Annotated in this window: 20 protein-coding genes and 2 tRNA genes; 4 read left to right on the forward strand and 18 right to left on the reverse strand. The window is 45.9% G+C overall.

What is annotated here, in order from left to right; all coding sequences use genetic code 11:
* Positions 1-35: 35 nt before the first annotated feature.
* The 11 genes from EL143_RS01225 to EL143_RS01275 form a co-directional block, all read right to left on the reverse strand.
* Complete coding sequence (locus EL143_RS01225; RefSeq protein ID WP_126326489.1) at positions 36-1,013, reverse strand: IS30 family transposase; 978 nt, start codon at positions 1,011-1,013, stop codon at positions 36-38.
* A gap of 139 nt (positions 1,014-1,152) precedes the next feature.
* Complete coding sequence (locus EL143_RS01230) at positions 1,153-2,385, reverse strand: HlyD family type I secretion periplasmic adaptor subunit (protein WP_085415335.1); 1,233 nt, start codon at positions 2,383-2,385, stop codon at positions 1,153-1,155.
* 76 nt (positions 2,386-2,461) lie between these two features.
* Positions 2,462-4,636: a type I secretion system permease/ATPase gene (locus tag EL143_RS01235; RefSeq protein WP_085415336.1), complete on the reverse strand. Its 2,175-nt coding sequence runs from the start codon at positions 4,634-4,636 to the stop codon at positions 2,462-2,464.
* Between the two features lie 43 nt (positions 4,637-4,679).
* Positions 4,680-5,963 (reverse strand): TolC family protein, encoded by a 1,284-nt coding sequence (locus EL143_RS01240; protein ID WP_085415337.1) that lies wholly within the window; start codon positions 5,961-5,963, stop codon positions 4,680-4,682.
* A gap of 249 nt (positions 5,964-6,212) precedes the next feature.
* The gene (locus EL143_RS01245; RefSeq protein WP_085415338.1) at positions 6,213-6,785 is read right to left on the reverse strand and encodes a 50S ribosomal protein L25/general stress protein Ctc; all 573 of its coding nucleotides are present in this window, start codon (positions 6,783-6,785) and stop codon (positions 6,213-6,215) included.
* 66 nt (positions 6,786-6,851) lie between these two features.
* Complete coding sequence (locus tag EL143_RS01250; protein WP_126326802.1) at positions 6,852-7,838, reverse strand: ribose-phosphate pyrophosphokinase; 987 nt, start codon at positions 7,836-7,838, stop codon at positions 6,852-6,854.
* 173 nt (positions 7,839-8,011) lie between these two features.
* A tRNA-Gln gene (locus EL143_RS01255) sits at positions 8,012-8,088 on the reverse strand.
* 10 nt (positions 8,089-8,098) lie between these two features.
* Positions 8,099-8,175, reverse strand: a tRNA-Gln gene (locus EL143_RS01260).
* Between the two features lie 13 nt (positions 8,176-8,188).
* The gene (gene ispE / locus EL143_RS01265; protein ID WP_169709806.1) at positions 8,189-9,037 is read right to left on the reverse strand and encodes a 4-(cytidine 5'-diphospho)-2-C-methyl-D-erythritol kinase; all 849 of its coding nucleotides are present in this window, start codon (positions 9,035-9,037) and stop codon (positions 8,189-8,191) included.
* Complete coding sequence (locus tag EL143_RS01270) at positions 9,034-9,627, reverse strand: outer membrane lipoprotein LolB (protein WP_085415341.1); 594 nt, start codon at positions 9,625-9,627, stop codon at positions 9,034-9,036. Before EL143_RS01270 ends, ispE begins: the two co-directional genes overlap by 4 nt.
* Before the next feature lie 111 nt (positions 9,628-9,738).
* On the reverse strand, positions 9,739-11,574 hold the full coding sequence (locus EL143_RS01275) for a tetratricopeptide repeat protein (protein ID WP_085415342.1): 1,836 nt from the start codon (positions 11,572-11,574) through the stop codon (positions 9,739-9,741).
* A gap of 297 nt (positions 11,575-11,871) precedes the next feature.
* Between EL143_RS01275 and EL143_RS01280 the strand changes: the two genes are divergently transcribed.
* Entirely contained in the window at positions 11,872-12,474 is a 603-nt protein-coding gene (locus tag EL143_RS01280) for an NUDIX hydrolase (RefSeq protein ID WP_085415343.1), read from the forward strand.
* Positions 12,475-12,589: 115 nt separating this feature from the next.
* Here EL143_RS01280 and EL143_RS01285 read toward each other — a convergent pair whose 3' ends face one another.
* Positions 12,590-13,372 carry a competence/damage-inducible protein A gene (locus EL143_RS01285; protein WP_085415344.1) on the reverse strand — a complete coding sequence of 261 codons (783 nt, stop codon included), beginning with the start codon at positions 13,370-13,372 and terminating at the stop codon, positions 12,590-12,592.
* 153 nt (positions 13,373-13,525) lie between these two features.
* Here EL143_RS01285 and argG point away from each other — a divergent pair, with 153 nt between their 5' ends.
* Positions 13,526-14,872 carry an argininosuccinate synthase gene (gene argG / locus EL143_RS01290; RefSeq protein WP_085415345.1) on the forward strand — a complete coding sequence of 449 codons (1,347 nt, stop codon included), beginning with the start codon at positions 13,526-13,528 and terminating at the stop codon, positions 14,870-14,872.
* 160 nt (positions 14,873-15,032) lie between these two features.
* Here argG and ccoP read toward each other — a convergent pair whose 3' ends face one another.
* From ccoP to ccoN, 4 genes are read right to left on the reverse strand one after another with little or no spacing between them, the layout of a single operon-like run.
* Positions 15,033-16,466, reverse strand: coding sequence for a cytochrome-c oxidase, cbb3-type subunit III (gene ccoP, locus EL143_RS01295; RefSeq protein WP_085415346.1), 1,434 nt, complete (start codon positions 16,464-16,466; stop codon positions 15,033-15,035).
* A 45-nt stretch (positions 16,467-16,511) separates the two neighbouring features.
* Positions 16,512-16,661, reverse strand: coding sequence for a cbb3-type cytochrome oxidase subunit 3 (locus EL143_RS01300; protein WP_085415347.1), 150 nt, complete (start codon positions 16,659-16,661; stop codon positions 16,512-16,514).
* A 4-nt stretch (positions 16,662-16,665) separates the two neighbouring features.
* Entirely contained in the window at positions 16,666-17,274 is a 609-nt protein-coding gene (ccoO, locus tag EL143_RS01305) for a cytochrome-c oxidase, cbb3-type subunit II (RefSeq protein WP_085415348.1), read from the reverse strand.
* Between the two features lie 24 nt (positions 17,275-17,298).
* A complete protein-coding gene (ccoN, locus tag EL143_RS01310) occupies positions 17,299-18,735 on the reverse strand; it encodes a cytochrome-c oxidase, cbb3-type subunit I (protein ID WP_197719606.1) in 1,437 nt (478 codons plus the stop codon).
* A gap of 334 nt (positions 18,736-19,069) precedes the next feature.
* Between ccoN and EL143_RS01315 the strand changes: the two genes are divergently transcribed.
* Both EL143_RS01315 and EL143_RS01320 read left to right on the forward strand, forming a co-directional pair.
* Positions 19,070-20,860 carry a M61 family metallopeptidase gene (locus tag EL143_RS01315; RefSeq protein ID WP_085415349.1) on the forward strand — a complete coding sequence of 597 codons (1,791 nt, stop codon included), beginning with the start codon at positions 19,070-19,072 and terminating at the stop codon, positions 20,858-20,860.
* Positions 20,861-20,878: 18 nt separating this feature from the next.
* The gene (locus EL143_RS01320; RefSeq protein ID WP_085415350.1) at positions 20,879-21,316 is read left to right on the forward strand and encodes a TIGR01244 family sulfur transferase; all 438 of its coding nucleotides are present in this window, start codon (positions 20,879-20,881) and stop codon (positions 21,314-21,316) included.
* Positions 21,317-21,658: 342 nt separating this feature from the next.
* Here EL143_RS01320 and EL143_RS01325 read toward each other — a convergent pair whose 3' ends face one another.
* Complete coding sequence (locus EL143_RS01325; RefSeq protein WP_085415351.1) at positions 21,659-23,257, reverse strand: isocitrate lyase; 1,599 nt, start codon at positions 23,255-23,257, stop codon at positions 21,659-21,661.
* 476 nt (positions 23,258-23,733) lie between these two features.
* A complete protein-coding gene (locus EL143_RS01330; protein WP_085415352.1) occupies positions 23,734-24,612 on the reverse strand; it encodes a lipid A biosynthesis lauroyl acyltransferase in 879 nt (292 codons plus the stop codon).
* Positions 24,613-24,668 lie beyond the last annotated feature (56 nt).

Below are 24,668 nucleotides of genomic sequence, written 5' to 3' on the forward strand. Positions count from 1 at the left end.
TGAAAAATGTTTTCAGACAGGCTTAGATTCGAATTTCAAGTGCAACACTCAGGCAGTAGAGGTTGGAACAGATTCAAGAATAAAACACTTGGCGTTTCATAGCCAAGTGTTTTTCTTGGCCTATGGTTCAGTTCATCTTGAACCCTGCGTATCTCCCGATGGCTGATGTTGCGGAAATCGGTTTGTTTGGGGAAATATTGGCGGATGAGTCCGTTGGTATTTTCATTCAGCCCTTTCTCCCAAGAATGGTAGGGGCGGCAAAAATAGGTTTCTGCCTCCAATGCCCGGGCTATTCGGATGTGTCGGTAGAATTCTTTGCCGTTATCCATGGTGATGGTGTGTACCCTGTTTTTATGCGCCTTCAATACCCTGATGACTGCGCGGGCGGTGTCTTTGGCTTTGAAGTTCTTCAACTTGCAGATGATGGTGTAGCGGGTAACCCGCCCGACCAAGGTCGGTAATGCGCTTTTCTGATCTTTGCCGACGACGGTGTCGGCTTCCCAATCGCCGATGCGGGATTTTTGGTCGACGATGGCGGGTCGGTTTTCTATGCCGATGCGGTTGGGCACTTTTCCTCTAGTCCATGTGCTGCCGTAGCGTTTACGGTAGGGTTTGCGGGCTATTCTGAGATGTTGCCATAGTGTACCGCCGTTGCTTTTGTTTTGATGCAGATAGCGGTAAACGGTGCTGTGGTGGAGTGTGATTTGGTGGTGCTTGTACAGATAGGCGCACACTTGTTCGGGACTGAGTTTGAGTCGGATGAGGGTATCGATGTGTTGAATCAGCCGGGAATGGAGCTTATAGGGTTTTCGCTTACGCTGTTTGGTAAGCCGGCTTTGCTGTTGGGCTTTTTCGGCGTTGTATGGCTTTTTCTGTGTACTGTGCCGTCTGATTTCGCGGCTGATGGTGCTTTTGTGGCGGTTAAGCAGTTTGGCGATTTCGGTAACGGTGTGGTGGCGGGATAGGTATTGGATGTGGTATCGTTCGTCTTGGGTCAGTTGTGTGTAGCTCATGGCAATCTTTCTTGCAGGAAAGGCCGTATGCTACCGCATACCGGCCTTTTTCTGTTATGGAAAGTTGCACTTCAAATCCGAATCCGCTAGGTATTTAAAAGCCCTGTTAGAAACAGGGCTTTTATAAACACCATTACAATTAACGTTCGGTCAACGCTTGTTTCATACGGGTAATCGGCTTGATCAGGTATTGGAATACGGTTTTCTCGCCTGTTTTCACATCCACAGTTGCCACCATACCCGGAATAATCGGCATATCCTTACCGTTACGGTCTTTCAAGCTATTAGCATCTGTTTGTACCAAAATACGGTAATAAACTTGGTTTGGATCTAATTTCAATTCATCGGTACGAGCCTGATTACTGATGGTATCCGGGCTGATCAAGGTTACTTTGCCATCCAAGCCGCCATAAATCGCATAATCATACGCACTGATTTTAACCACTGCCGGCAGGCCCGGGCGCAAAAATGCAACGTCTTGCGGACGGATATAAGCTTCAACCAATAATTTCTCGTCTAGCGGCACAATATTCAAAATATCTTGCCCTGCATTTACCACACCGCCAACAGTATTGATTTTTACATCTTTCACAATACCGCGTAAAGGTGCTCGGATTAACGAACGTGAAACCGGGTCGGCACGCATAGCCATATTCTCTTTTGCTTGAGCCAGCTCAGACTCAGTCTGCACCAACTCGTTATTGGCATCAGCCATATAGCGGTTTTGACGCTCTGCGATTTGTGCGGCCAAATCACTTGATTCGCGCTGCATGCGTAATAGTTCCACTTCTGAAACCACACCTTGTTTTACCATCGGTGCAGTAATGGAAATTTCACGATCCAGAGCCGCTTTACTCATGCGTAAACCTTGAACGGCATCTACTACTGCACGGCGGCGTGCAACATAAGCAGCCTGCTCACGTTGCTTCAAAGCCGGGCTGATGCCGCTGGGGAAGTTTAGCGGACCGCCATAAGCTTCAGCTTTCAAGCGGGCTGCCATAGCTTCCAAGTTGGCAACTTTCGCTTCACTTTCACGCAATACGGCAGAGCTTCTGGTATCGTCGAGACGTAAGAGAATCTGACCTTTTTCAACAATGTCACCCTCTTTTACCTTCATTTCCGAAATGGTACCCGGATCCAAACTTTGAATCACTTGCTCACGGCTGCTCGGAATTACACTGCCATTACCCCGGGTCACTTCTTCCAACGGGCTGTTATACGCCCAAATCACGAAAACGACCAAAAATACAAAAAACAGGATAATGACCCAAAATTGACCGTGATGCTTCTCTTTTTGTAAAGCCGCATTTAGATCATTCACGAGCTTCAAATCACTGGATTTAACACTTTCCTGATTGTTTTGTTCACTCATAATGACAAAAACCTTATTACACTATTTTTCATGAAAAGGCTGCCCGGATGAAGCAGCCAGCTTTTCAAAACATACATTAACCGTTCGCTTGACGGATACCTTGTTTCGCTGATGCTGCCTGCTGATTAGATTGTTGCTCGTTCTGCATTAATTTTTGCAACACCAAATCACGCGGGCCGTCCATCACAACTTTTCCGTTATCCATCACAATAATGCGATTAACAATCTGCAATACTTGTGGGCGGTGAGTAACCACAACCATGGTTTTGTCTTTACACCACTGCCCTACCGCATTAAGCGCCATACGCTCGGTCGCTTGATCCAAACCTGTAGTGGGTTCATCCAACAACACGACTTTCGGATTACGCAAAGTCATTCTGGCAAGAGAAATAATCTGCTTTTGCCCGCCCGACAAGCCCAAACCATCTTCACCCAAAGGCATATCCAAGCCACGCGGATGGTTTCTGATAATCCGGTCAAGACCGAAACGTTTCAAAGCAACCAATAATTCTTGATCCGTTGAGAAACCGTCTGTCCGAGCCAAATCCATATTCTCACGCAACGTGCCTAAAAATAAACGTGGTGACTGGCTCAACAGCAAAACTTTATTGCGCAAAAAGTTCGGATCAATTTGGCGCATATCCACGCCATCTAAAGTAACATTGCCCGACGCACCATCATATAAACCACTGGCCAATTTAAGCATGGTGCTCTTACCGCTACCAATTCGACCCAATACGCCTACTTTCTCTCCGGAACGGATATTGATATTTAGGCCGGAAACTGCAACAGCTCCATCTTCGCCGTATTTGAACGAAACATTTTCAAAACCAATCGCACCTTGAACATTGTCCAAAGTAATGTATTTACGCTCGGGTTGGCGCTCAATGGGGCGCTGTACAATATTGTTCACACCGCTAAGGGCCAACTTCGCCTGCTGAAAACGGGTAGCCAGCCCGGCAATCTGAGCCAGCGGCGCCAATGCCCGACCAGATAAAATAACCGATGCAATCAAAGCACCCATTGTAATCCGGTCACTTGGGTTTTCAGCGTGAATAAGATAAGTGCCCAACAAAACAAGGAATACTGTATTCAGCTGCTGCATAGCAACAGCAAAGTTGATCATAAAGTTACTGGTATCTTTTACTTTTATAGAAGAAGCCGAAGTTTTGGCAGTATATTCGTCCCAACGCTGTTGCGCCCAAGTTGTCGCATTATTGGTTTTTAAGGTTTCGATGCCTTCCAATGCCTCTACCGCCAAACCTTGACGCTGAGACGACTCTTTCATTGATTCATTAATATAACGGGACAAAGGGCGTTGAACCAAGAAACCCACAATGATAACAATAGGAATAATAGTTAAGGGAACCAATGCCAATTTACCACCTACAATCCCAATTACGGAAACGAATAAAAGCAGGAACGGTAAATCAACTAAAGTTAATAAGCTGGCACTGGTCATAAACTCACGAACAGACTCAAACTCACGCAAGTTATTCGCATACGATCCGGCAGACGCAGGCCTGTCTGCCAAACGCAAAGCCATAACCCGGCGGAACAGCGCCGAACTGATGATTAAATCCGCTTTTTTACCAGCGATATCAGTTAAATGGCCGCGAATTAATTTAGCTATAAATTCAAAGGTAATAGCTAAAACCACACCGATACTCAACACCCAAAGTGTTTCATAAGCCTGATTCGGAATAACCCTGTCGTACACATTCATCACATACAAAGAGCTGACCAAGGCTAAAAAATTAATGATGAATGTTGCTAAAATTACTTGGTAATAATACCCTTTAAAACGCCAAATAACTTTCCAGAACCACGCTTTCGGCAAATCATATTCAGGGAGGTCTGAACGGGCATCCGATACCATTTTGGGTTTGATGAACCAACAGTAACCCAAATAAAGATCAGATAGCTGTTCGTGACTCAATTCTTGAGCCAATCCATCTGCCTGTCTGATATGGTAAGTTCTTGAACGACCTGCACCGTTTATCTTTGTAATCACAGCAGCTTCTTCATTATGAAGAATAACTACGACTGGTACTGCCAAAGACGGTATTTCATCTAAATTCCGCTTCGAAAGCGTATTTTCAAAGCCGTGGCTTCTCAAAACTTCTTTCAAAGAATGAAAATTAACATTGAGCTTTTTATCTCTAACTACCTCAGCAGATAACACCGCCTCAGATACAGGAGAACCCAATATCTGAGTTGCCAAAGCAATATGTTCGATAATTGATTTCATAGCTTTTATTCAATCGTAGATTCTAAAAAATATGTAAGTTTATTTATTTTTGGTTGCTTGATTCTTCAGTAGTAATCCCTGCCCAATTCGCAATTTGAGCCTGAGCAGTAAGATACTCTAACGCAGCATCACGAAAATCGTTTCTAGCTGTAATATTTTCCTGCTCAATGTTAGCAAGTTCGTTATAAGCACCTAAAACATCTGTCAAAGTACGGCGAGCAACCTTAAATTGCAACTCATACGCCTTTACTACTTCTTTCTGTGAAACGATATGTTGCGCTGTAATTCCGGAACGCAGTTCACTTTGAGCCATATCCATTTCAGCTGTTTTCGCACGTTCGGCAACTTCACGTAAAATCTGATCCAGTTTTGAATCTGCCGCTTCCACAGTATGGAGATTTTTATCTACCGTATGACGGGCTGCTTGGTCAAAAAAGTTCCATGACAAATTTAAGTAAACTTGCTTGGTCTCTTTGGTAGCAACACCCTCTAAATTAATTGCAGGCTTTCTAGCTGCTTTCGAAGCTTGCAATTCATAAAAAGTGCTCTCACGTTCTGCTTTTTGTGCTAAATAACTCGGATTCACTCCATTATCCATACCTTTATAACGGCTGATAAGCGTACGGGTTGTTTCGGTACGGAAAGGGTCTTTAAGATCCTGAGGACGAAGAGAGGTAACTGTATACTTGGATAACCTGCTCAATGCCAATTCCATGGTACGTGTGAGTTGCGCGATTGTTGTTTGCACTTGCAAACGTCTGGCCTCCGCTTCCACTAACTCAGAGCGCCGGCCTGTGTCATACTTTGCTACAACACTTAAATCTTTTAATAATTTATTATGCCGATTTAAGCTGTGTTGGTTAACTTCGATAGATTCTTTTGCCCTTAATGCAGTCAAATACAATTTACCGATCTCACCACCTAATTGTTCTTGAGTTTCATAATATTTATATTTGTAATAAATTTCTTTTTGCTTGTCCCGGTTTACTGAAGCAGTAATCCCCCCCCAAGAATACAGGTTCAACGTGCCTTTCAAGCCGATAGCATTTTTTAAATCATCATCTGCATCTCTGTTGTCTTGCATCAACACTTGCGTGCCAGTTAAACCAACAACTGGGTAATGAGCAGCTTTAGATGCTTTAGTAGCACTTTCAGCAGCAGCCAAATTTGCCCTAGCCTCCAACAAAGAGGGATCAGCCACTAAAGACTTTTGTAGAATTTCACGTAATTCTTTCGCGGCCACCGGTTGGCTTATGAAAACCGCAGCAACATAAAAAACGGAAGCGCGCTTCAAAAAACCAATTGTTTTATAGAGATGCTTTTGCATATTTTTAAACTTATTCGTAATTTACACTATTACCATATGAACCATCGGCATCAATATAGTTCACAAGCATATAGCTAATTCAAAACTATTGCAGAATAACACCATATTGCAATTTATTCACGCAATGAGTGATAAAAGGTTCCCTTATTTGTTAAAAGTGTAGCGTAATTATGTTTTAATTCTACGCCTTAGGTAAGGAAAAACAAAGCCCTTACTGTATCACAGCAGGGCTTGGCTCAAAATTAAATCTTAACGTTTTTTACCGGTAACTGTTGCCACCGCTAAATTAGCATCACGCTTCAATGCAACGCTGCTCACACCCTCAGGATACGCGATATCAGTCAGGTGCAAAATATCTCCAGCTACTACATTTTCACAGTTCAATTCCAAAAAAGCAGGAATATTTTTAGGATCAACAATACAGTCAACTGTAGTGCTCAACAAAGAAACACGTCCGCTTTGCAACTTCACAGCCTGAGATTTCTCAGCATTAACGATATGCACAGGCAAGCGCATACGCAAAGGTTTGTTGGAATCTACTACTTGAAAGTCAAGATGCTGCACTTCTTGACGAACCGGATGGATCTGAAAATCACGAACGATAACATCATGAACTTTGCCATCCAAAGACAATTTAATCAATGCAGTATGGAAAGACTCTTTTTCCAAAGCATAGAATACAGTTTTGTGATCAACTGCAATAGCAGTTGCTGCTTGATCTTCACCATATAAAACTGCCGGGGTTTTACCTTCGCGACGCAGGCGGCGGCTCGCACCAGTACCTTGAGCTTCACGAACAACGGCTTGAATTTCGTACGACATAGTATAAATACTCCAAAAAATTAAACAATACTGCCTGTAACCGCGACCAGTATCCAAGCAGCAAAATTATGGGAGGAAAATCGCTCCCGGTGCTACAAGTTCCTCATTAAACAGATAAGAAACGGATTCTTCGTTGCTGATCCGTCTTACAGTTTCCGCTAGTAAACCAGCAATAGTTACTTGGCGGATTTTAGAACATTTTTTTCCATCTTCAGACAAAGGAATAGTGTCTGTTACGACTACTTGGTCGATATCCGAAGAAGCGATACGGCTTATGGCTTCACCAGAGAAAACGGGATGTGTCGCATATGCCAACACCCTTTCCGCACCACGCTCTTTCAAAGCAGATGCAGCCTTACATAAAGTATTTGCAGTATCAATCATATCATCAATAATCAAGCACGTACGGCCTTGTATGTCACCGATAATATTCATTACTTCTGCTACGTTCGCTTTTGGTCGACGTTTGTCAATAATCGCCAAATCAACATTCAGCATTTTTGCAACTGCCCGTGCACGCACTACGCCTCCAATATCAGGGCTTACAACAGTTAGGTTTTCTATGCGCTGCTGCTGTATATCATTAATTAAAATAGGCGTAGCATAAATATTGTCTACTGGAATATCGAAAAAACCTTGTATTTGGTCTGCATGCAAATCTACCGTCAACACCCTGTCGATACCTGCAGAATACAGCATATTGGCAACCAGTTTAGCTGAAATAGGTACACGAACCGATCGGGGACGTCGGTCTTGGCGCGCATAGCCAAAATAAGGAATTGCTGCTGTAATACGTCCGGCAGAGGCTCTTTTCAAAGCATCCGCCATAGTCAATACTTCCATTAAATTATCGTTCGTAGGCGCACAAGTTGGCTGGACGATAAATACGTCACGGCCACGGACATTCTCCAACAGCTCAATGGCAACTTCACCATCTGAAAACCTGCCCACGGAAGCGTTACCCAAGGAAATACCTAAGTGTTTAACTACATTTTTTGCCAATTCGGGGTTAGCATTTCCGGTAAACACCATCAAGCTGTCGTATGCTGCCATTTCTTTATCATCCAAGATTGTTTTTTTGCACCCAGGAAACATCGCAAGCTTCCTTGTTTCTCAAAATAATGGAAACGTATTATACGCATCTACCGCATTTCCTCAAAGCACAAACGGCATTTTTTACGGTTGAACGTAATAAAAGCGTGCAAGCTAACTTACACGCTTTTGTTTGGCTGGGGATGTAGGATTCGAACCTACGAATGCCGGAATCAAAATCCGGTGCCTTAACCAACTTGGCGAATCCCCAATAACCTGGGTGGCTGGGGATGTAGGATTCGAACCTACGAATGCCGGAATCAAAATCCGGTGCCTTAACCAACTTGGCGAATCCCCAACGCTTCAAAACATTATATATCAAACAAAGGATGCTGGGTTAAACCTTCCACGCAAAATGCCTGATATTTTTTTGAAACCTCTTTGCAGATTATTTCAGCTTTTTCTTTAGTGCTTACAGCGATAAAAACACAGGCGCCTGAGCCTGTCATCAATGGATCGCTGCCATGTACTTTTAAATCTTCAAAAGCGGTAAAAACCTGCGGATACTCTTCAAACACTACTGACTGCATATCATTTCTAAAAGGCTGTAGTGCCTGAAAGCTGGCTATTATGCTTGGTTTTGAATCACGCGTCAAGTTTTTGTGCGAAAAAATCTTTTGGGTGCTGACATGCACATTCGGCCTGATTATCACATACCACTGTTTGGGTATATCGATTTCGGTTAATTTCTCTCCGATGCCCCGAGCAAATGCATTACGTCCGAATATAAAAAACGGCACATCCGCCCCCAACTGTACGCCCAAGTCCATAAGTTGTTGACGGTTTAAACCACATGTCCATAAACGGTTCAAAGCAAGCAGCATGGTTGCGGCATCTGAACTGCCTCCTCCTAAGCCGCCTCCCATCGGTATTTGCTTTTCCAGCCAGATATCCACACCGAACTTACTCTGTGTTGCCTTTTGCAATAATTTGGCAGCACGAACAGTCAAGTCATGCTCCGGTTCCACACTGAAAGTCGGTGTATGCAAAACAATTTCACTATCTTGACGCACGGCAAGATGCAGGGTGTCATATAGTGCAACCAAGCAAAAAATGCTTTCCAATTCATGATAACCATCACTTCGGCGGCCCGTAATTCTCAGATCCAGATTCAGTTTGGCCGGTGCGGGATAAGTTCGGGCGTTCGCAGGCAGATTCATTGCCGGCCCCTTGCGGCGCATTGTGCGGCGGCTTGGGTATCTTTTTCAAGCAACTGCATGTTATCAAACACCAGCCGCAGTATGAGTTTGCTGCTTTCCAGTAACAGGATACGCGGCGTGCCGTTTTCATTGACTTGCCTTGAAATGATCCAATTAAATTGTTGCAGGCGCCCGTCATGGGAAATCTGATAAGGCGCGCCTTTTACCCATTGTCCTGCTGCCCAGATATTCAAATATTGCACTGGCAGCTCATAGCCCAAAAGCTGCTCGCTTAATTCTTGAGGCGTTGCCGCACTGAAGACTTTTCCGTTGCCGTCTACCGCCAAAACACCTTCTGCATCCTGGCACAATTGCCCCATTGTGCTGCCCAACGGCGTGTTCACATCTATGGTTTGCACTCCGTTTTGATAGGTCCAATCAAAATTGGCATAAGAGCCTTTTTCGTTCACTTTTACAGCCAGCCGGCCGTCTGCATTAAAGTCGTTCAACTCTCCCTGCTCGCGCCAATCAGCCGGTTTTTGATAAGTCGAAGTACAGGCGCTCAATGCTGCACCCAGCAGCAACGCGCCCATAATTTGGGAAAACTTCATTATGTTTGTCCTTGTGTAAGTGATGCCTGTCTGAAAACAGTTTCAGACAGGCATTTAGCTCAATGGTTGAATGTAAACAGTTGTTTTTTTGCCTGATTGGGTACAGCAACACTATTCTGTTTTAGGCACGGCCAAACCCAACCGTTTCATGGTTTCCAGCAAAATAAAGCGTTTGCCTTCTTTTTCTTTCAGACCTTTTTTGAATACTTCTTTGGCTTTTTCCTGCTTGCCAAGTTTCCAATATGCCTCGCCCAAATGGGAAGCCACTTCCGGGTCGGGCTGCTGCTCGAAAGCGAATTCCAAATAAGGCAAAGCGGCTTTTGCATCGCCTTTTAAGAAATGTGCCCAGCCCAAACTGTCGTTGATTGCCGCTGATTCCGGCTCCAAACGGTAAGCCGCTTCAATCAATTTAAAAGCCTCTTCTATATTGCCGCCGGGCACGCTTAACATGGTGTAGCCCAAGGCGTTCATGCCTTCAACGCTGTCAGGGCGCAATTGGCGGTACCGCTTCAAATCGGCAATGGCTTTCTCAGGCTCGTTCAAATCATCAGCGTAGAGAATGGCGCGTTGGTACAAAACATCGGCCAGTTTCTCCTGATTATCCTTTTGCTTGCTGATTTTTTCATAAAGCTCATTGATTTCCCGAACAGCCTCTCTAGGTTTTTTATGTTTGCCCAAAGCAAACAGCTGCACCTTGAACAAATCTTCATCACTGAAAAAGCTGCCCTGCTGCTCAGGCAGGTTTTTGGCGGTTTTAATATGCTCCATCGCCTTCTGCCAATCGCCCGCCTCTGCTTCTATGGAAGCGGCCAGCACCACTTTGTCGAACACATAAATCGGCGCTTTGATTTTCTCCGCCCACTCACGCGCAGCTTGATAGTTTTTCATGTCGGCATAGCGCATGGCGGCAACCACTGCCGCCCGGCTTCTCTGCTCCTGCGTGCCGGTGTTATAAGCCTGCTCCAAATAAGACATTATCACCGGCAGCTCTGCTTTTTGGTTGATAGCTAACAATGCAGCCTGCATATAAAGGTCGGCATCCGGCTTTTCTTTCAAAAGATTTTGCAGCAGATTATAAGCTTCGGAATGTTTTCCGGAATGTATCAGGCCTTCCACCTGAAGCTCGCGCCATACGGGCGAAAGTTTATCCGTTTTCGCCTCTGAGAAAAATTTATTCAAAATTTCGGGATTTTGCTGACCGATGAGGCGCAAGGTAAACATGGTGGCGGGCACAATCTGAGTGTCCAACTCGGTTAAACGCTGCAAAGCCTGTATCGCGCCCCGTTCATCATTGGCCATCGAGCTGAAAATCGCTTGGGAAATGACGGCTTCCGGCATATCGGGATAAGGCTTGGTCTCGCGTTTGACTTTCCGGTCAAGACGTTTGGCCAGCTCGGGATGCTCTATTGCTGTTTGGGCCAACTGCAAAAATAATTTGCGCTTGCTCTCGCTATCCGCCTTTTGCATTACTTTGTCGAAGTTTTTCTCAACTTCATCAAACTCTTTTAAAGACAAGCTGCGTACCCAAGCCATACGTTGCTGCGCTGCACTTGGCTCGGGCTCGATGGCGCGCCAGCGCTGGTAAATGGCTTCAGCCTGCTCATAAGCATGCAGGCTGATTGCTATCTCCATCGCCCGCTCGCCCACTTCGGGATCTTTAGTTCGGTTAAACGCAACCATATAGCTTGCCAGCGCCGTAGCAACATCGCCTTTTTGCAAGGCAATTTCGCCGCCCAAAAGGGTAAACAGCTCGCTGGCATGCTTCACCAAACGCGAACGGCGTTCATATTCGCTGATTTGCGGCTTTTTCTCCGCTTTTTTTACAGCCGACCCGATACGCTGATAATCGGAAGCTTGCGGCGCTTCGTTAGACGCCGAAGCCGGCAAAGCTGCACTTAACAATAATGACAATACTAGCGGTTGAAAACGTTTTTGAAAAAAAGGCATAGCATTCCCTTTAGTGTGGTATATCTTCCGGCTGCCGTCTGCATTTTCCGGAATCATTGTGTGGGCGGCAGTATTGAGAAGTATTTAAAATAATACCGGCAGCGCTGCGCACTGCATCCCGCCCTTATTAAAACCCCACCACAAAACTTGATCTGTGAATATATCGAGTAAAAATAAACCGCTACTTTATCACAAGGCATAAGCCTGAGGCGATTTTTGCAACAATTAACGAGAGGTGCAAAAGCTTTTCAGACAGGCATATAATGGTTGCAATGCCTGTCTGAAAACCATAAAACAATGAATATTGAAACTTTACGCCGCCTCCTGAAAAGCCTTTCTGCCCAGCCGCATGGTTTATTAAACAAGCGGAACCGGCTTTTTATCAGGCAGCCTGCCGATTCCTTCCGCCCCGCCGCCGTTTTGCTCGCCGTGGTGCCGCATCAGGAGGAATGGAAGATATTGCTGACCAAACGTGCAGAAACCCTCAAGCACCATACGGGCCAAGTTGCTTTTCCCGGCGGCGGTTATGATCAGGAAGACGCTTCGCTCACCGTAACCGCCTTGCGTGAAGCGCATGAAGAAGTCGGTACGCCTTACCACACTTGGGAAACTTTCGACATTATCCCGCCCTGCTACACGCCCAGCGGCTATGCCGTTTATACCGTGCCTGCTTTATCCGAAACCGAACCCAAGCTCATTTTGAACCCCAGTGAAGTAGCCGAGGCTTTCTATGTGCCGTTGTCGTTCGTTCTGGATACGGCCAACTACCGGCAGCGCATATTCCAATATCAAAATCAAACAGCCCAAGCCCCTGCCCTGCCATATTTGCATTACGACATTTGGGGGCTGACCGCCAGCATTTTGTATTCGATGGCGGAGCATTTCAGGCATTACCGTTAACTTATACCGCTTGATACTCTTTACTTTAGATACGATAAATAATGCCTGTCTGAAAACTTTCAGGCTTCATTTGCGAAACCCTGTTTTCAGACAGGCATTGCCCTATCCTTAAGCTTTACCGCTTAACTTCTTCCAACCTACCGCCCAAGTTTTCCAACTCGGCCAAAACTTCCGGCCAAGCTACATCAAGCAGTTTGCAAGCCTCACCGGATGCTTTAATGCCAAACTCAATGTGCGCCTCTTGATGCTCGGTTTTCTCGGTTGGCAGACTGAACGTTTTCACTCCCGGATAATCCTGCTGAATCCGCTCCATCAAGCGGCCGATTCTGGATTCCGGCAGCTTAAACACCCATATGGAACGCGAAGCCTGCTCGGTTTGGTTAAACTTGTCTGCATAATAACGGTTCAGCACCCACTCCGCCATCGGCTCTACCATCACGGGAAAACCGGGCAAGAAATAATGCTCGCGGATGGAAAATCCCGCAATCGTGTTATACGCATTTTCCACCAAATCAGAGCCTTCGGGAAAATCCGCCATAGTAAGACGGCGCCGATGCTCTAACGAATCAAGCGTTTCGCCCCGGCTGAGCGTTACCTGCTCAATATAGCCCGCCGCAACAGGATGGTTTTCAATCGCCAAGCCCAGCGCCTCGGCAGCCGCCTGGCGGGTATGGTCGTCAGGCGTCGAACCTATACCTCCGGTAACAAACGTCGGCATAGCGTCATCAAAACTGCGCTTGAGCTGCCGCACCAAAATTTCCCGGTCATCCGGCAGATACTGCACCATGCCCAATTGAAAACCATGTTGTTCCAAAAGCGTTTTAAAAAACATAAAATGTTTGTCTTCACGGGAACCGTGCAATATCTCGTCGCCAATAATAATTAAATTGAATTGCATATCTCACACTGCCTTTCTCTCAATGCCTGTCTGAAAACTGAAAATAAGTAATTTTTCTTATTTGCCCGCGGCTAAGCCTAGACTAATCAAAGGATTCGTACAATAATAAGCCATTTTACATCTGCGAAAAATCAACACAGGAACAATCCGATAATGAGCAATAATCATACCATCTTGCAAAACCTGCCTGTCGGCCAAAAAGTCGGCATCGCATTCTCAGGCGGCTTAGATACCTCGGCCGCATTATTGTGGATGAAACTCAAAGGTGCCAAACCTTATGCCTACACCGCCAATCTCGGGCAGCCGGATGAAGACGATTATAACGCTATTCCCAAAAAAGCTTTGGAATACGGTGCAGAACAAGCCCGCTTGATTGATTGCCGCAGCCAGTTGGCACACGAAGGCATCGCCGCCATACAGTGCGGCGCTTTCCACGTCAGCACCGGCGGCATCGCCTATTTCAACACCACACCCCTCGGCCGTGCAGTAACCGGCACCATGCTGGTTTCCGCCATGAAGGAAGACGACGTTAACATCTGGGGAGACGGCTCCACCTACAAAGGCAACGATATAGAACGTTTCTACCGTTACGGACTGCTAACCAATCCGAATTTGCGCATTTACAAACCCTGGCTGGATCAAACATTTATCGACGAGCTGGGCGGCCGTCAAGAAATGAGCGAATTTCTGATTGCGAATGGCTTTGACTACAAAATGTCTGCCGAAAAAGCCTATTCCACCGATTCAAATATGCTCGGAGCCACGCACGAAGCCAAAGACCTTGAGTTCTTAAATACCGGCATTAAAATCGTAAAACCGATTATGGGCGTTGCATTTTGGGATGAAGGCGTAGCAATCAAACCCGAAGAAGTGACCGTACGCTTTGAAGAAGGCGTGCCTGTTACTTTGAACGGCAAAACCTTTGCCGATCCCGTTGAATTGTTCCTCGAAGCCAACCGTATCGGCGGCAGGCACGGCTTGGGCATGAGCGATCAAATAGAAAACCGAATTATCGAGGCCAAATCGCGCGGTATTTACGAAGCCCCCGGCATGGCTTTGCTGCATATTGCTTACGAGCGCTTGGTAACCGGCATTCACAACGAAGACACGATCGAACAATACCGCATCAACGGCTTGCGCTTAGGCCGCTTACTTTATCAAGGCCGCTGGTTCGACCCGCAAGCATTGATGCTGCGCGAAACAGCCCAACGCTGGGTTGCAAAAGCCATTACCGGCGAGGTTACGCTCGAATTACGCCGCGGTAACGATTATCTGATTTTAAATACGGAATCACCGAATCTGACTTACCAACCCGAACGCCTATCTATGGAAAAAGTGGAAAATGCCGCCTTTACTCCTGCCGACCGTATCGGCCAATTGACCATGCGTAATTTAGACATTACCGATACTCGCGGGAAACTCGGCGTGTACTCGCAAAGCGGTTTGTTGTCTTTGGGAGAAGGTTCCGTGTTACCACAATTAGGACACGATAAAAAATAAATGCCTGTCTGAAAAGCTGTAACGTAGCTTTATAGCGAAATATCCAAATCTGACACAATAAATGCCTGTCTGAAACCGCTTTTTCAGACAGGCATTTATTTATAGCAAATAAAAAGACCGACTAAGCTAGCCGGTCTTTAAATTATTGTAGGTGATGTTGTTAACCTTCAATTCTTACTTCGACTCTACGGCCTTCAACATCATTTCCTTGAGCACCTGTTGTATTCTCAGGCTTGCGTAACTCAATATTCTTCGCATCCACACCTTGAGCTTCCAAGAATGCTTTTACTGCTTGGGCACGTTTTTTAGAAAGCTCCTGATTAGCCTTAACATTGCCTGTGCTGTCGGTAAAGCCACTAATTACCAGTTTCTTACCGTCTTTACCCGCTTTGATTAAGTCTTGTACGATCAGGTTGGCATTATCTGCAATATCACTTTTACCGGTAGCGAAATAGAAAACGGCCAAACCGCTACCTGCCTGTGTATCAAAAGTTACCTCGGCTTTATCACTAGCTAGAGCAGCCGGCTTAGAAGCTGAAGCAGCAGATGCAGGTGCCGCTACTGGAGCAGGAGCCGAAGAAGCTTGAGGCTCGCTGGTTTTGGTTGCTCCGGCGGTTTTAGCGGCTTTATCACCCAAGGCATTCTGAGTATCGGTAGGCAGAACTTTTCCATCCTTGTGTGACAATCCCCATACATAGGCTGTCATGATGTGCATCTTATCATCATCCAGGAAATTGCCCCATGCCGGCATTTGGTTATGGCGGCCATTGGTAATGGTTTCCATAATGGCTTTTTGAGTACCGCCCCACAACCAAGTATCATCCGTTAAATTCGGACCAGTACCTTGAATACCCTGGCCTTTATCACCGTGACAGGTATAACAATTTGCAGGCGGGCCGTGGAAAATGGCATCTCCGCGGGCGGCACGCTCAGAATCGTAGCTGCCTTCGTCTTTAGAGAGGGACATCACATAGTTCGCAACGTCTTTTACCCGCTCCTCGCCCAAAACAGGACCCCATGCAGCCATAATACCGATACGGCCGTTTTTAATGGTTTCATGAATCTTCTCAGGAGTACCGCCCCATAACCAATCATTATCTGTCAAGTTGGGGAAACCGCGGGAACCTTTGGCATCCGAGCCGTGGCATTGAATACAATAGGTATCGAACAGATTTTTACCGATGCGTTGAGCCTGCGGATCTTTTGCTACTTCAGCGATGGGCATTTTGGCAAATTTGGCATAAATTTTGCCATACTCGGCATTTGCTTTTTTTACTTCTTCTTCGTATTGGCCTTTACTGCTCCAGCCTAAAAGACCTTTAAAGTCTCCCAAACCAGGATAAGCCAACAGATAGCCTACGCCAAAACATACTGTCAGAATATATAAGACAAACCACCAGCGCGGCAAAGGATTGTTATATTCTTCAATACCGTCCCATGAATGGCCCATGGTTTTAACATCTTCACCTTTTGGCGGTGCTTTTACTTTGTTCTGAGAAAATAAAAGCCATAACAGCCCAATTATACTCAGTACCACAATAGCAATGATGTAATAACTCCAAAAACTGCTGGTAAATTGTGAATTTGTGTTCATTTATTTAGCTCCGTTATCACGGGATTATGTATTGGGCAGGAATGATCAGTGAGGTGAATCATCATCTTGAATAATACTGTTACCTGCATCTTCATGTTTTTTTTTATTCCGCTTACTGAATACAACATACAGAACCAAAATAAAACTGATGAAAATCCAAACTGTAAACAAGCTCCGCGCCCAATTCACATCCATGACATTACCTTTTCTTCAGCGCCAAGCCCAAACCTTGCAGATAAGCAATTACTGCTTCCATTTCCGATTTGTCTTTCAACAATTCAGGTGCTTTGGCTATTTCTTCATCACTGTACGGAGTACCCACAGCCCGCAAAGCTTTCATTCGAGTAACTACAGATTCCGGATCTACTTTATTGCGTGCCAACCATGGGAAAGCAGGCATATTAGACTCAGGAACAACACTGCGCGGATCCAACAAATGCAAGCGGTGCCATTCGTCAGAGTAACGGCCGCCAACCCTTGCCAAATCAGGCCCTGTGCGTTTTGAACCCCATTGGAAAGGACGGTCATAAACAGACTCTCCTCCAACAGAGTAATGGCCATAGCGCTCGGTTTCAGCACGGAAAGGACGAATCATCTGGGAATGACAGTTATAACAGCCTTCTCGAACATAAACATCACGTCCTGCCACTTGAAGGGCATTATAAGGTTTCACCCCTTTAGTTGGTTCGGTAACGGCCTTCGTGAAAAACAAAGGTACAACTTCAACCAGCAGACCTACACTAATCACCAAAAAAGTGAACACAATCAAAAATCCAACTTTTTCTTCAACAAGTTGTTGTAATTTCATTTTGGTAGCCTATTCTCTTATTCTTTAGTGATGCTGTGATTGGGTTAGTGCAGGAATTTCAGCATCAACCGCTTTACCAACCGAAACAGTACGGAATACGTTATAAGCCATAATCAACATACCGCTCAAATACAACATGCCGCCAGCAAAACGTACCATATAGAAAGGCTTGCTGTCTTTAACAGATTCTACAAATGAATAAGTCAGTGTACCGTCGGCATTTAAAGCACCCCACATCAAGCCTTGCATCACACCCGAAATCCACATAGATGCGATATAAAGCACGACACCAACCGTAGCAATCCAGAAATGCAGCTCAATCAATTTAACACTGTGCATTTCTTTTCGGCCAAACAGACGGGGAACCAAATAGTAAATAGAACCAATGGTAATAAAGCCTACCCAGCCTAACGCTCCTGCGTGAACGTGACCTACCGTCCAGTCAGTATAATGGCTCAATGCATTAACTGTTTTGATAGACATCATCGGGCCTTCGAAAGTAGACATACCATAGAAAGAGAGGGATACCACCAAGAATTTCAGAATCGGGTCTGTGCGCAATTTATCCCACGCACCAGAAAGGGTCATGATACCGTTGATCATACCACCCCAAGAAGGCGCAAACAGAATTAAAGACAACACCATGCCCAATGATTGCGTCCAGTCGGGAAGAGCCGTGTAATGCAAGTGATGTGAGCCTGCCCACATATAGGTAAAAATCAAGGCCCAAAAGTGCACCACAGACAAGCGGTACGAATACACAGGACGACCCGCTTGTTTAGGCACAAAGTAATACATCATGCCCAAAAAGCCGGCTGTAAGGAAAAAACCTACCGCGTTATGGCCATACCACCATTGAACCATGGCATCAATTGCACCTGCGTACACAGGATATGATTTCATCATACCGGCAGGAATACTGATGTTATTTACAATATGCAATAAGGCTACTGCCAAAATGAATGCACCGTAAAACCAGTTTGCCACATAGATGTGTTTGATTTTACGTTTTGCCAATGTTCCAAAGAAAACAACCGCATAAGCCACCCACACTACTGCAATCAGGATATCAATCGGCCACTCTAATTCGGCATATTCTTTACTTTGGGTGTAACCCAACGGCAAGGTAATTGCAGCCAATACAATTACAAGCTGCCAGCCCCAGAATGTGAAGGCCGGCAAGAAGTTGCCGCCGAACAAGCGCGTGTTACAAGTGCGCTGAACAACGTAATAAGACGTGGCAAACAAACCGCACCCGCCGAAAGCAAAAATAACCGCATTGGTATGCAGCGGACGGATACGGCCGAAGTGAAACCACGGGCCGACATCAGAGAGGTTGAGCATGGGTGCAAATAATTGGGCGGCAGCAATCACACCGACCAACATACCCACAACACCCCAAACTACAGTCATGATGGCGAATTGACGCACCACCTTGTAGTTATAAGTTTGCGTTTCCATGAGGATCTCCATTAAACATGGCAATTTAAACATCTGGCAGGTTTGTAAACAAAAGCCGCCTGAAACAGCTTTAAATATAAACCACCTTATTTAACTTATCTTAATTTAACACCTTATCCCCAAACAAGCTTAAAAGGATATGGAAGTTTAACTTCCGTATTTTAAATCAAAATACCGCTTGAACCAAGTCATATCATCATAAAGCCTGCCGAGTCATGCAAATGAGTTGCCAAATATCGGATTTTGTAAGAGTATAAGCTTTATCACAAGCCTTATTTGACCGATATCAAACAGGTTGAAATCCGCAAACAAATCTTAACAAAAAATTTTATTTATGTTGTACTATTCCCTAAGCCCTACTCCAAAAAGCCACTTATGGCAAATTACATTGCGCTACACGCACAAAGCCCATACTTCTTTTGTGCTCCGTTTGCCCAATTGGGTTCCCGGCAGCTATATGATCAGGGATTTTTCACGGCATATTATTTCCATTGAGGCTGACTGTAACGGCCAACCCGCCCTGCTGACCCAAACCGCCAAAAACCTTTGGCAAACGGAAGCCAAAGCAGGAGATTGGCAGATTCATTATACGGTTTATGCCTTTGATCTTTCCGTGCGCGGCTCTTATTTGACTACCGAGCGCGGTTTTTTCGACGGCGCCTGCATGTTTCTCAGTATCGAAGGTCAGGAGCAGCAGCCGTGCTCCCTAACAATCGATCATTTGCCTCAAAATTGGCATACCGCATCTACCCTGCCATGCCTGTCTGAAAACCATTATCAGGCTGCAAACTATGCCGAGCTGATTGATCATCCGTTTGAATTCGGCACCATAGAAACCATCTGTTTCCAAGCTTGCGGCATTCCCCACAGAATCGCCCTCAGCGGCGATTATGCCGATTTCGACCGTGAACGGCTGAGCAGGGACATCCAGAAAATTTGCGAAGCCCAGTTGCAAATGTTTCCTCATCCTGCACCTTTTAAAGAATATTTGTTTATGCTGTATGTCGGCGACAATATCTACGGCGGTTTGGAACACATCAGCAGCACGGCCTTGCAAACCGATAGAAAGTGCCTGCCCCGCAAACACATGAAAGAAGCAGACGAAGACTACACTTTGCTGCTCGGGCTTTTTTCACACGAATACTTCCATGCCTGGAATGTAAAATCCATTAAGCCCGCTGCTTTTCTGCCCTATCGACTCGACAGTGAAAGCTACACAGAGCAGCTGTGGGCATTTGAAGGCATTACTTCCTATTATGATGATTTGTTCCTCGTGCGAAGCGGCGTTATCAGCCCCGAGGCCTATCTGAAACTGCAAGCAAAAAATCTGACCCGGGTGCAGCAAAGCAAAGGCCGCACCAAGCAAACCCTGGCACAATCGAGCTTTACCGCTTGGAATAAGTATTACAAACAAGATGAAAACAGCCCCAACGCAATTGTCAGCTACTATCAAAAAGGAGCGCTGGCTGCGATGTGTTTGGATCTCCTCATCCGTCAACGGAGCAACGGCCAAAAAAGCTTGGACAACATCATGTGCGCGCTATACCAAGCATGGCTCGACACCGGCAAAGGCCTGTCTGAAAACGAATGGCAGCAACAAGCCGAAGCAATCGTAGGATTGGATTTGCAGGATTTCTTTCAAACCGCCCTGTTCAGCACAAACGACCTGCCGCTGGAGGCCTGCCTGAAAAGCGCCGGCATAGCGTTAAAATGGCAAAGCGCCGAGCGCAGCCACGGCGGCGCCTTAGTTGAAAGCTTTGACGAATGCCGAACCGACACACCTGATTTCGGTGCCCGCTTCAAGCAAAACGCAGAAAGCATCACCCTAACCCATATTTTCAACAACGGCAGCGCCGAACATGCCGCATTGTGCGCACAAGACAAAGTCATCGCACTCAACGGTTTTTGCTGTTCGGATTTTGCCCGGCAATGGTCCCAACTTTCCGTGGGAGAAACCGCTACCTTGCACTACTTCCGCCAAGGCGTACTGAAAGAAACCGAAATCACAGTAAAAGCGGCCGAAGCAGATACCGCATTCTTGAAAATCGAAAACCGGCAGCTACTTGAAAAATGGTTGGGCTGTACCGAGCCGCAACCCGACCCAAATGCCTGTCTGAAACCCTAATACAAGAAAGGAAACACCATGAGCTTTTTCCGCCTTACCGATAAACTGTATATCTCTCCCCAACCCAACCGGAATGACGCGGCCGAAGCAGCCAAATTGGGCATCACCGGCGTAATCTGCAACCGCCCCGATCAAGAAGAACCCGATCAGCCGACCTTCACCGAAGTGTCCTCATGGTTTGCCGAATCAGGCATCCGCAACCTCACACACCAACCGGTAGTCGGCCCGCAAATTACCGAATCAGATGCTGAAGCATTTGCCCAAACCCTGGCCTCACACGACGGCCCCGTGCTGGCCTACTGTCGAACCGGCACACGCTGCTCATTATTATGGGCAATGCATCAAGCCGCCCAAGGGAAAGATGCGGCGGCACTGATTGCCGAAGTCAAAGAAAAAACCGGCTTGGATCTGGGCAACTTTGAAGCCAAACTGCAAGCGGCCAAAAACGCAGGCTGATCAATATTGCAAAAGCCGCACGGATACGTTGGCAGCATTTCCAAACGGTAACAACTTCGTCATGCTCAGGTTAAACCTGAGCATGACGATGCACTAAGTTCAAGTTTATTTACGATGCAACAATGCCTGTCTGAAACCTTTTTCAGACAGGCATTCCCATTTCAACAAGCAATAAAAAAGGGGGCAACTGAACAGTTACCCCGAATACCTCAAATCAGAGATTTACGCTTCACAAACATACAGGCTTTCGCCTGTACCTTTATCAGGCAGCTCAACTCTGCCCGATAAAGCCGGTCGTTTTCAGACAGGCATGCAATGCCTGTCTGAAAACATCATTCCCAATTAAGAGAATTGATTCATTGTGTTGTCTTTACCGCCTGCTTTCAACGCAGCTTCACCGGCAAAGTATTCTTTATGGTTGTCACCGATGTCTGAACCGGCCATATTTTGGTGTTTCACACAAGCCAAACCTTGGCGGATTTCCTCACGTTGAACATTCTTCACATAAGCCAGCATACCTTCATCTGCGAAGTAGCCTTTAGCCAAGTTGTCGGTAGACAATGCGGCAGTATGGTAAGTCGGTAGAGTGATGAGGTGATGGAAGATACCTGCTTCGCGGGACGCATCTCTTTGGAAAGTGCGGATTTTCTCGTCTGCTTCTTTAGCCAATTCTGTATCGTCATAATCAACGCTCATCAATTTAGCACGGTCGTATGCAGATACGTCTTTACCGGCTTCTTTCCAAGCATCGAATACTTGCTGGCGGAAGTTCAGCGTCCAGTTGAACGACGGGCTGTTGTTGTATACCAGCTTAGCGTTCGGGATAACGGCGCGGATTTTGTCCATCATCTCTTTGATTTGGCCGACGTGCGGTTTTTCGGTTTCGATCCACAGCAGATCGGCACCGTTTTGCAGAGAAGTAATACAATCCAACACTACGCGGTCGATACCGGTACCTTTGCGGAATTGGAACAGGTTGCTGGCCAAACGGGTCGGCTTGATGGTTTTGCCGTTGGTGTTCACAATTACGTCGCCGGGTTTAACTTGGCTCAGGTCGGTGATTTCTTCGCCGTCCAAGAAGCTGTTGTATTGGTCTGCCAAGTCGCCTTTCTCGGCAGAGAACGCGATTTGTTTGGTCAGGCCGGCACCCAAAGAGTCGGTACGGGCAACGATTACACCGTCATCAACGCCCAGCTCCAAGAATGCGTAGCGTACGGCATTGATTTTCGCCAAGAAATCAGAATGCGGCACGGTTACTTTACCGTCTTGGTGGCCGCATTGTTTCTCGTCTGATACTTGGTTTTCGATTTGGATACAGCAAGCGCCGGCTTCAATCAGTTTTTTCGCCAACAGGTAAGTGGCTTCGGCATTACCGAAACCGGCATCAATGTCGGCAATAATCGGCACAACGTGGGTTTGGAAATTGTCGATTTGTGATTGGATTTCTTGCTCTTTGGCTTTATCGCCTTCAGCGCGGGCGTTGTCCAAAGCAGTAAACAACAAATCCAACTCGCGGGCATCGGCTTGACGCAGGAAAGTGTAGATTTCTTCAATCAGTTCAGGCACGGAAGTTTTTTCGTGCATAGATTGGTCGGGCAGCGGACCGAATTTAGAACGCAAACCGGCAACCATCCAACCTGAAAGATACAAATAGCGTTTATCAGTGGTTTTTTGATGTTTTTTGATAGAAATCAGCTTTTGTTGCGCCACGAAACCATGCCAGCAGCCGAGAGATTGAGTGTATTTGGCATGGTCGGCATCGTAGTCGGCCATATCTTTACGCATGATAGCAGCAGTATATTTTGCAATGTCCAAACCGGTTTTGAAACGGTTTTGCAAACGCATACGGGCAACATATTCGGGGGTTACGTCATGCCAGCCCGCACCCATTTTTTGTTTCAAATCACCTGCTTGTTTGATTTCTTCCTGATAATTCGCCATGAAAATCTCCTTTGTTCTAGCTTGATTTTTGGATAAATATACTCACTACATTCAGCAACCACATATTTTCTTGTAGTTCCATGTAGTACCGATGGGCGAAATGTACGCTTATTTTTCCTGCTTGCCAAGCCCCCTTATGATAATTGTCAAACCGAGCCTTACTTTTCCTATTGTTTACAAATATCTATATTTCTGCATCTTTCAGCTTTAAATAGGTATTTTTCGATTGCTTTTTGCTTATTTTAGCAATCCGATTAGCATTTATTATTATATTTAAAATATCCAAATTGCCTTAAGGAAAAATATAATAAATATTAATTTATTGAATTTAATATATTTATTTTTTTGTTTGTTTAGGCATAGTTTTTAAAGTGGCTTTTTTCGTTATGTTGTAAATGTAACCTAATGTAGCAATGCCTGTCTGAAACTTTCAGACAGGCATTGCCAATATTCATCAACCTAACATTGTTCAAGATTTACGCAGAGCGGTAAAAATCCGCCTCGCCCTCCGGTCTGGTTTTAAAACGCTTATGCAGCCAATAATATTGCGACGGATGTTCGCGGATGCGGGCTTCTATAAAGTCGTTCATGCGTTGCGCATCCGCCTCGGGGCTGCCTTCGGGAAAGTTTTCCCAAGCGGGATAAAAACGCAGCACCACCGTACCGTCTTCCTGCCGGATGGGAATGGCAGGCACCACTTTTGCGCCCGTCATCGCAGCAATCCTGCCCAAACCGGCAATAGTGGCTGTTTTAATGCCGAAAAAATCAACAAAAACAGAATCTTTCCTGCCGAAATCCTGATCAGGCAAATAAAGAAACGGCGCATCGCTTTTGCGCAACTGCTTGATAATGGCGCGCAAACCTTCCGTTCTGCCGATTAAGAACACATTATCGTAACGGTGCCGCCCTTTGAGAATCTGCTCGTCCAGCGCTTTGTTTTTTTGATTGGAATACATGCTGATAAGCGGTACATCCTGATTAAGTGCGTACACCGCCAGCTCAAATGCGGTAAAGTGCGGATAAAGCAAAATCACTTTTTCACCTGCCGACAAAGCATCGTCAAGATGGTGTTTGTCTTGGTAGCGCACCAGCGCTTTCAATTTTGCCGCATCGCCATACCAATACAGGCCGTACTCCGCCAAGAGCTTACCCATATGTTCAAAATGCTGCTTCAACACAATGCGGCGCTGCTCTTGCGTCCACTCCGGAAAACATTTTTCCAAATTTACCATGCCAACTTTCCGGCGGGGCGGCACAGCGTAATAGCTTGCTTTGCCAATTAAAGAACCGATTTTTTGAATAATCGGGAAAGGCAGGCGGCTGATGAGTTTCAATAAAAAAAAGATAAATTTCATAGTTTGTTCAGGCAGGCATTGTACGGTTGGTACATTATAGTGGAATTCGCCGGCCA

It is taken from the genome of Neisseria canis (assembly GCF_900636765.1).
GTDB classification, from domain to species: Bacteria; Pseudomonadota; Gammaproteobacteria; order Burkholderiales; family Neisseriaceae; genus Neisseria; species Neisseria canis.

Bases quoted from the DNA above. Each gene is read 5' to 3' on its own strand.
- ispE (WP_169709806.1), bottom strand. From the start codon at position 9,037: ATGAATCTGCCTGCGAACGCCCGAACTTATCCCGCACCGGCCAAACTG.
- ccoN (WP_197719606.1), bottom strand. From the start codon at position 18,735: ATGGAAACGCAAACTTATAACTACAAGGTGGTGCGTCAATTCGCCATC.
- argG (WP_085415345.1), top strand. From the start codon at position 13,526: ATGAGCAATAATCATACCATCTTGCAAAACCTGCCTGTCGGCCAAAAA.
- EL143_RS01235 (WP_085415336.1), bottom strand. From the start codon at position 4,636: ATGAAATCAATTATCGAACATATTGCTTTGGCAACTCAGATATTGGGT.
- EL143_RS01250 (WP_126326802.1), bottom strand. From the start codon at position 7,838: ATGGCAGCATACGACAGCTTGATGGTGTTTACCGGAAATGCTAACCCC.
- EL143_RS01225 (WP_126326489.1), bottom strand. From the start codon at position 1,013: ATGAGCTACACACAACTGACCCAAGACGAACGATACCACATCCAATAC.
- EL143_RS01280 (WP_085415343.1), top strand. From the start codon at position 11,872: ATGAATATTGAAACTTTACGCCGCCTCCTGAAAAGCCTTTCTGCCCAG.
- EL143_RS01240 (WP_085415337.1), bottom strand. From the start codon at position 5,963: ATGCAAAAGCATCTCTATAAAACAATTGGTTTTTTGAAGCGCGCTTCC.
- EL143_RS01275 (WP_085415342.1), bottom strand. From the start codon at position 11,574: ATGCCTTTTTTTCAAAAACGTTTTCAACCGCTAGTATTGTCATTATTG.
- EL143_RS01245 (WP_085415338.1), bottom strand. From the start codon at position 6,785: ATGTCGTACGAAATTCAAGCCGTTGTTCGTGAAGCTCAAGGTACTGGT.
- ccoO (WP_085415348.1), bottom strand. From the start codon at position 17,274: ATGAAATTACAACAACTTGTTGAAGAAAAAGTTGGATTTTTGATTGTG.
- EL143_RS01230 (WP_085415335.1), bottom strand. From the start codon at position 2,385: ATGAGTGAACAAAACAATCAGGAAAGTGTTAAATCCAGTGATTTGAAG.
- EL143_RS01325 (WP_085415351.1), bottom strand. From the start codon at position 23,257: ATGGCGAATTATCAGGAAGAAATCAAACAAGCAGGTGATTTGAAACAA.
- EL143_RS01330 (WP_085415352.1), bottom strand. From the start codon at position 24,612: ATGAAATTTATCTTTTTTTTATTGAAACTCATCAGCCGCCTGCCTTTC.
- EL143_RS01315 (WP_085415349.1), top strand. From the start codon at position 19,070: ATGTTGTACTATTCCCTAAGCCCTACTCCAAAAAGCCACTTATGGCAA.
- EL143_RS01285 (WP_085415344.1), bottom strand. From the start codon at position 13,372: ATGCAATTCAATTTAATTATTATTGGCGACGAGATATTGCACGGTTCC.
- EL143_RS01320 (WP_085415350.1), top strand. From the start codon at position 20,879: ATGAGCTTTTTCCGCCTTACCGATAAACTGTATATCTCTCCCCAACCC.
- EL143_RS01300 (WP_085415347.1), bottom strand. From the start codon at position 16,661: ATGGATGTGAATTGGGCGCGGAGCTTGTTTACAGTTTGGATTTTCATC.
- EL143_RS01270 (WP_085415341.1), bottom strand. From the start codon at position 9,627: ATGAAGTTTTCCCAAATTATGGGCGCGTTGCTGCTGGGTGCAGCATTG.
- ccoP (WP_085415346.1), bottom strand. From the start codon at position 16,466: ATGAACACAAATTCACAATTTACCAGCAGTTTTTGGAGTTATTACATC.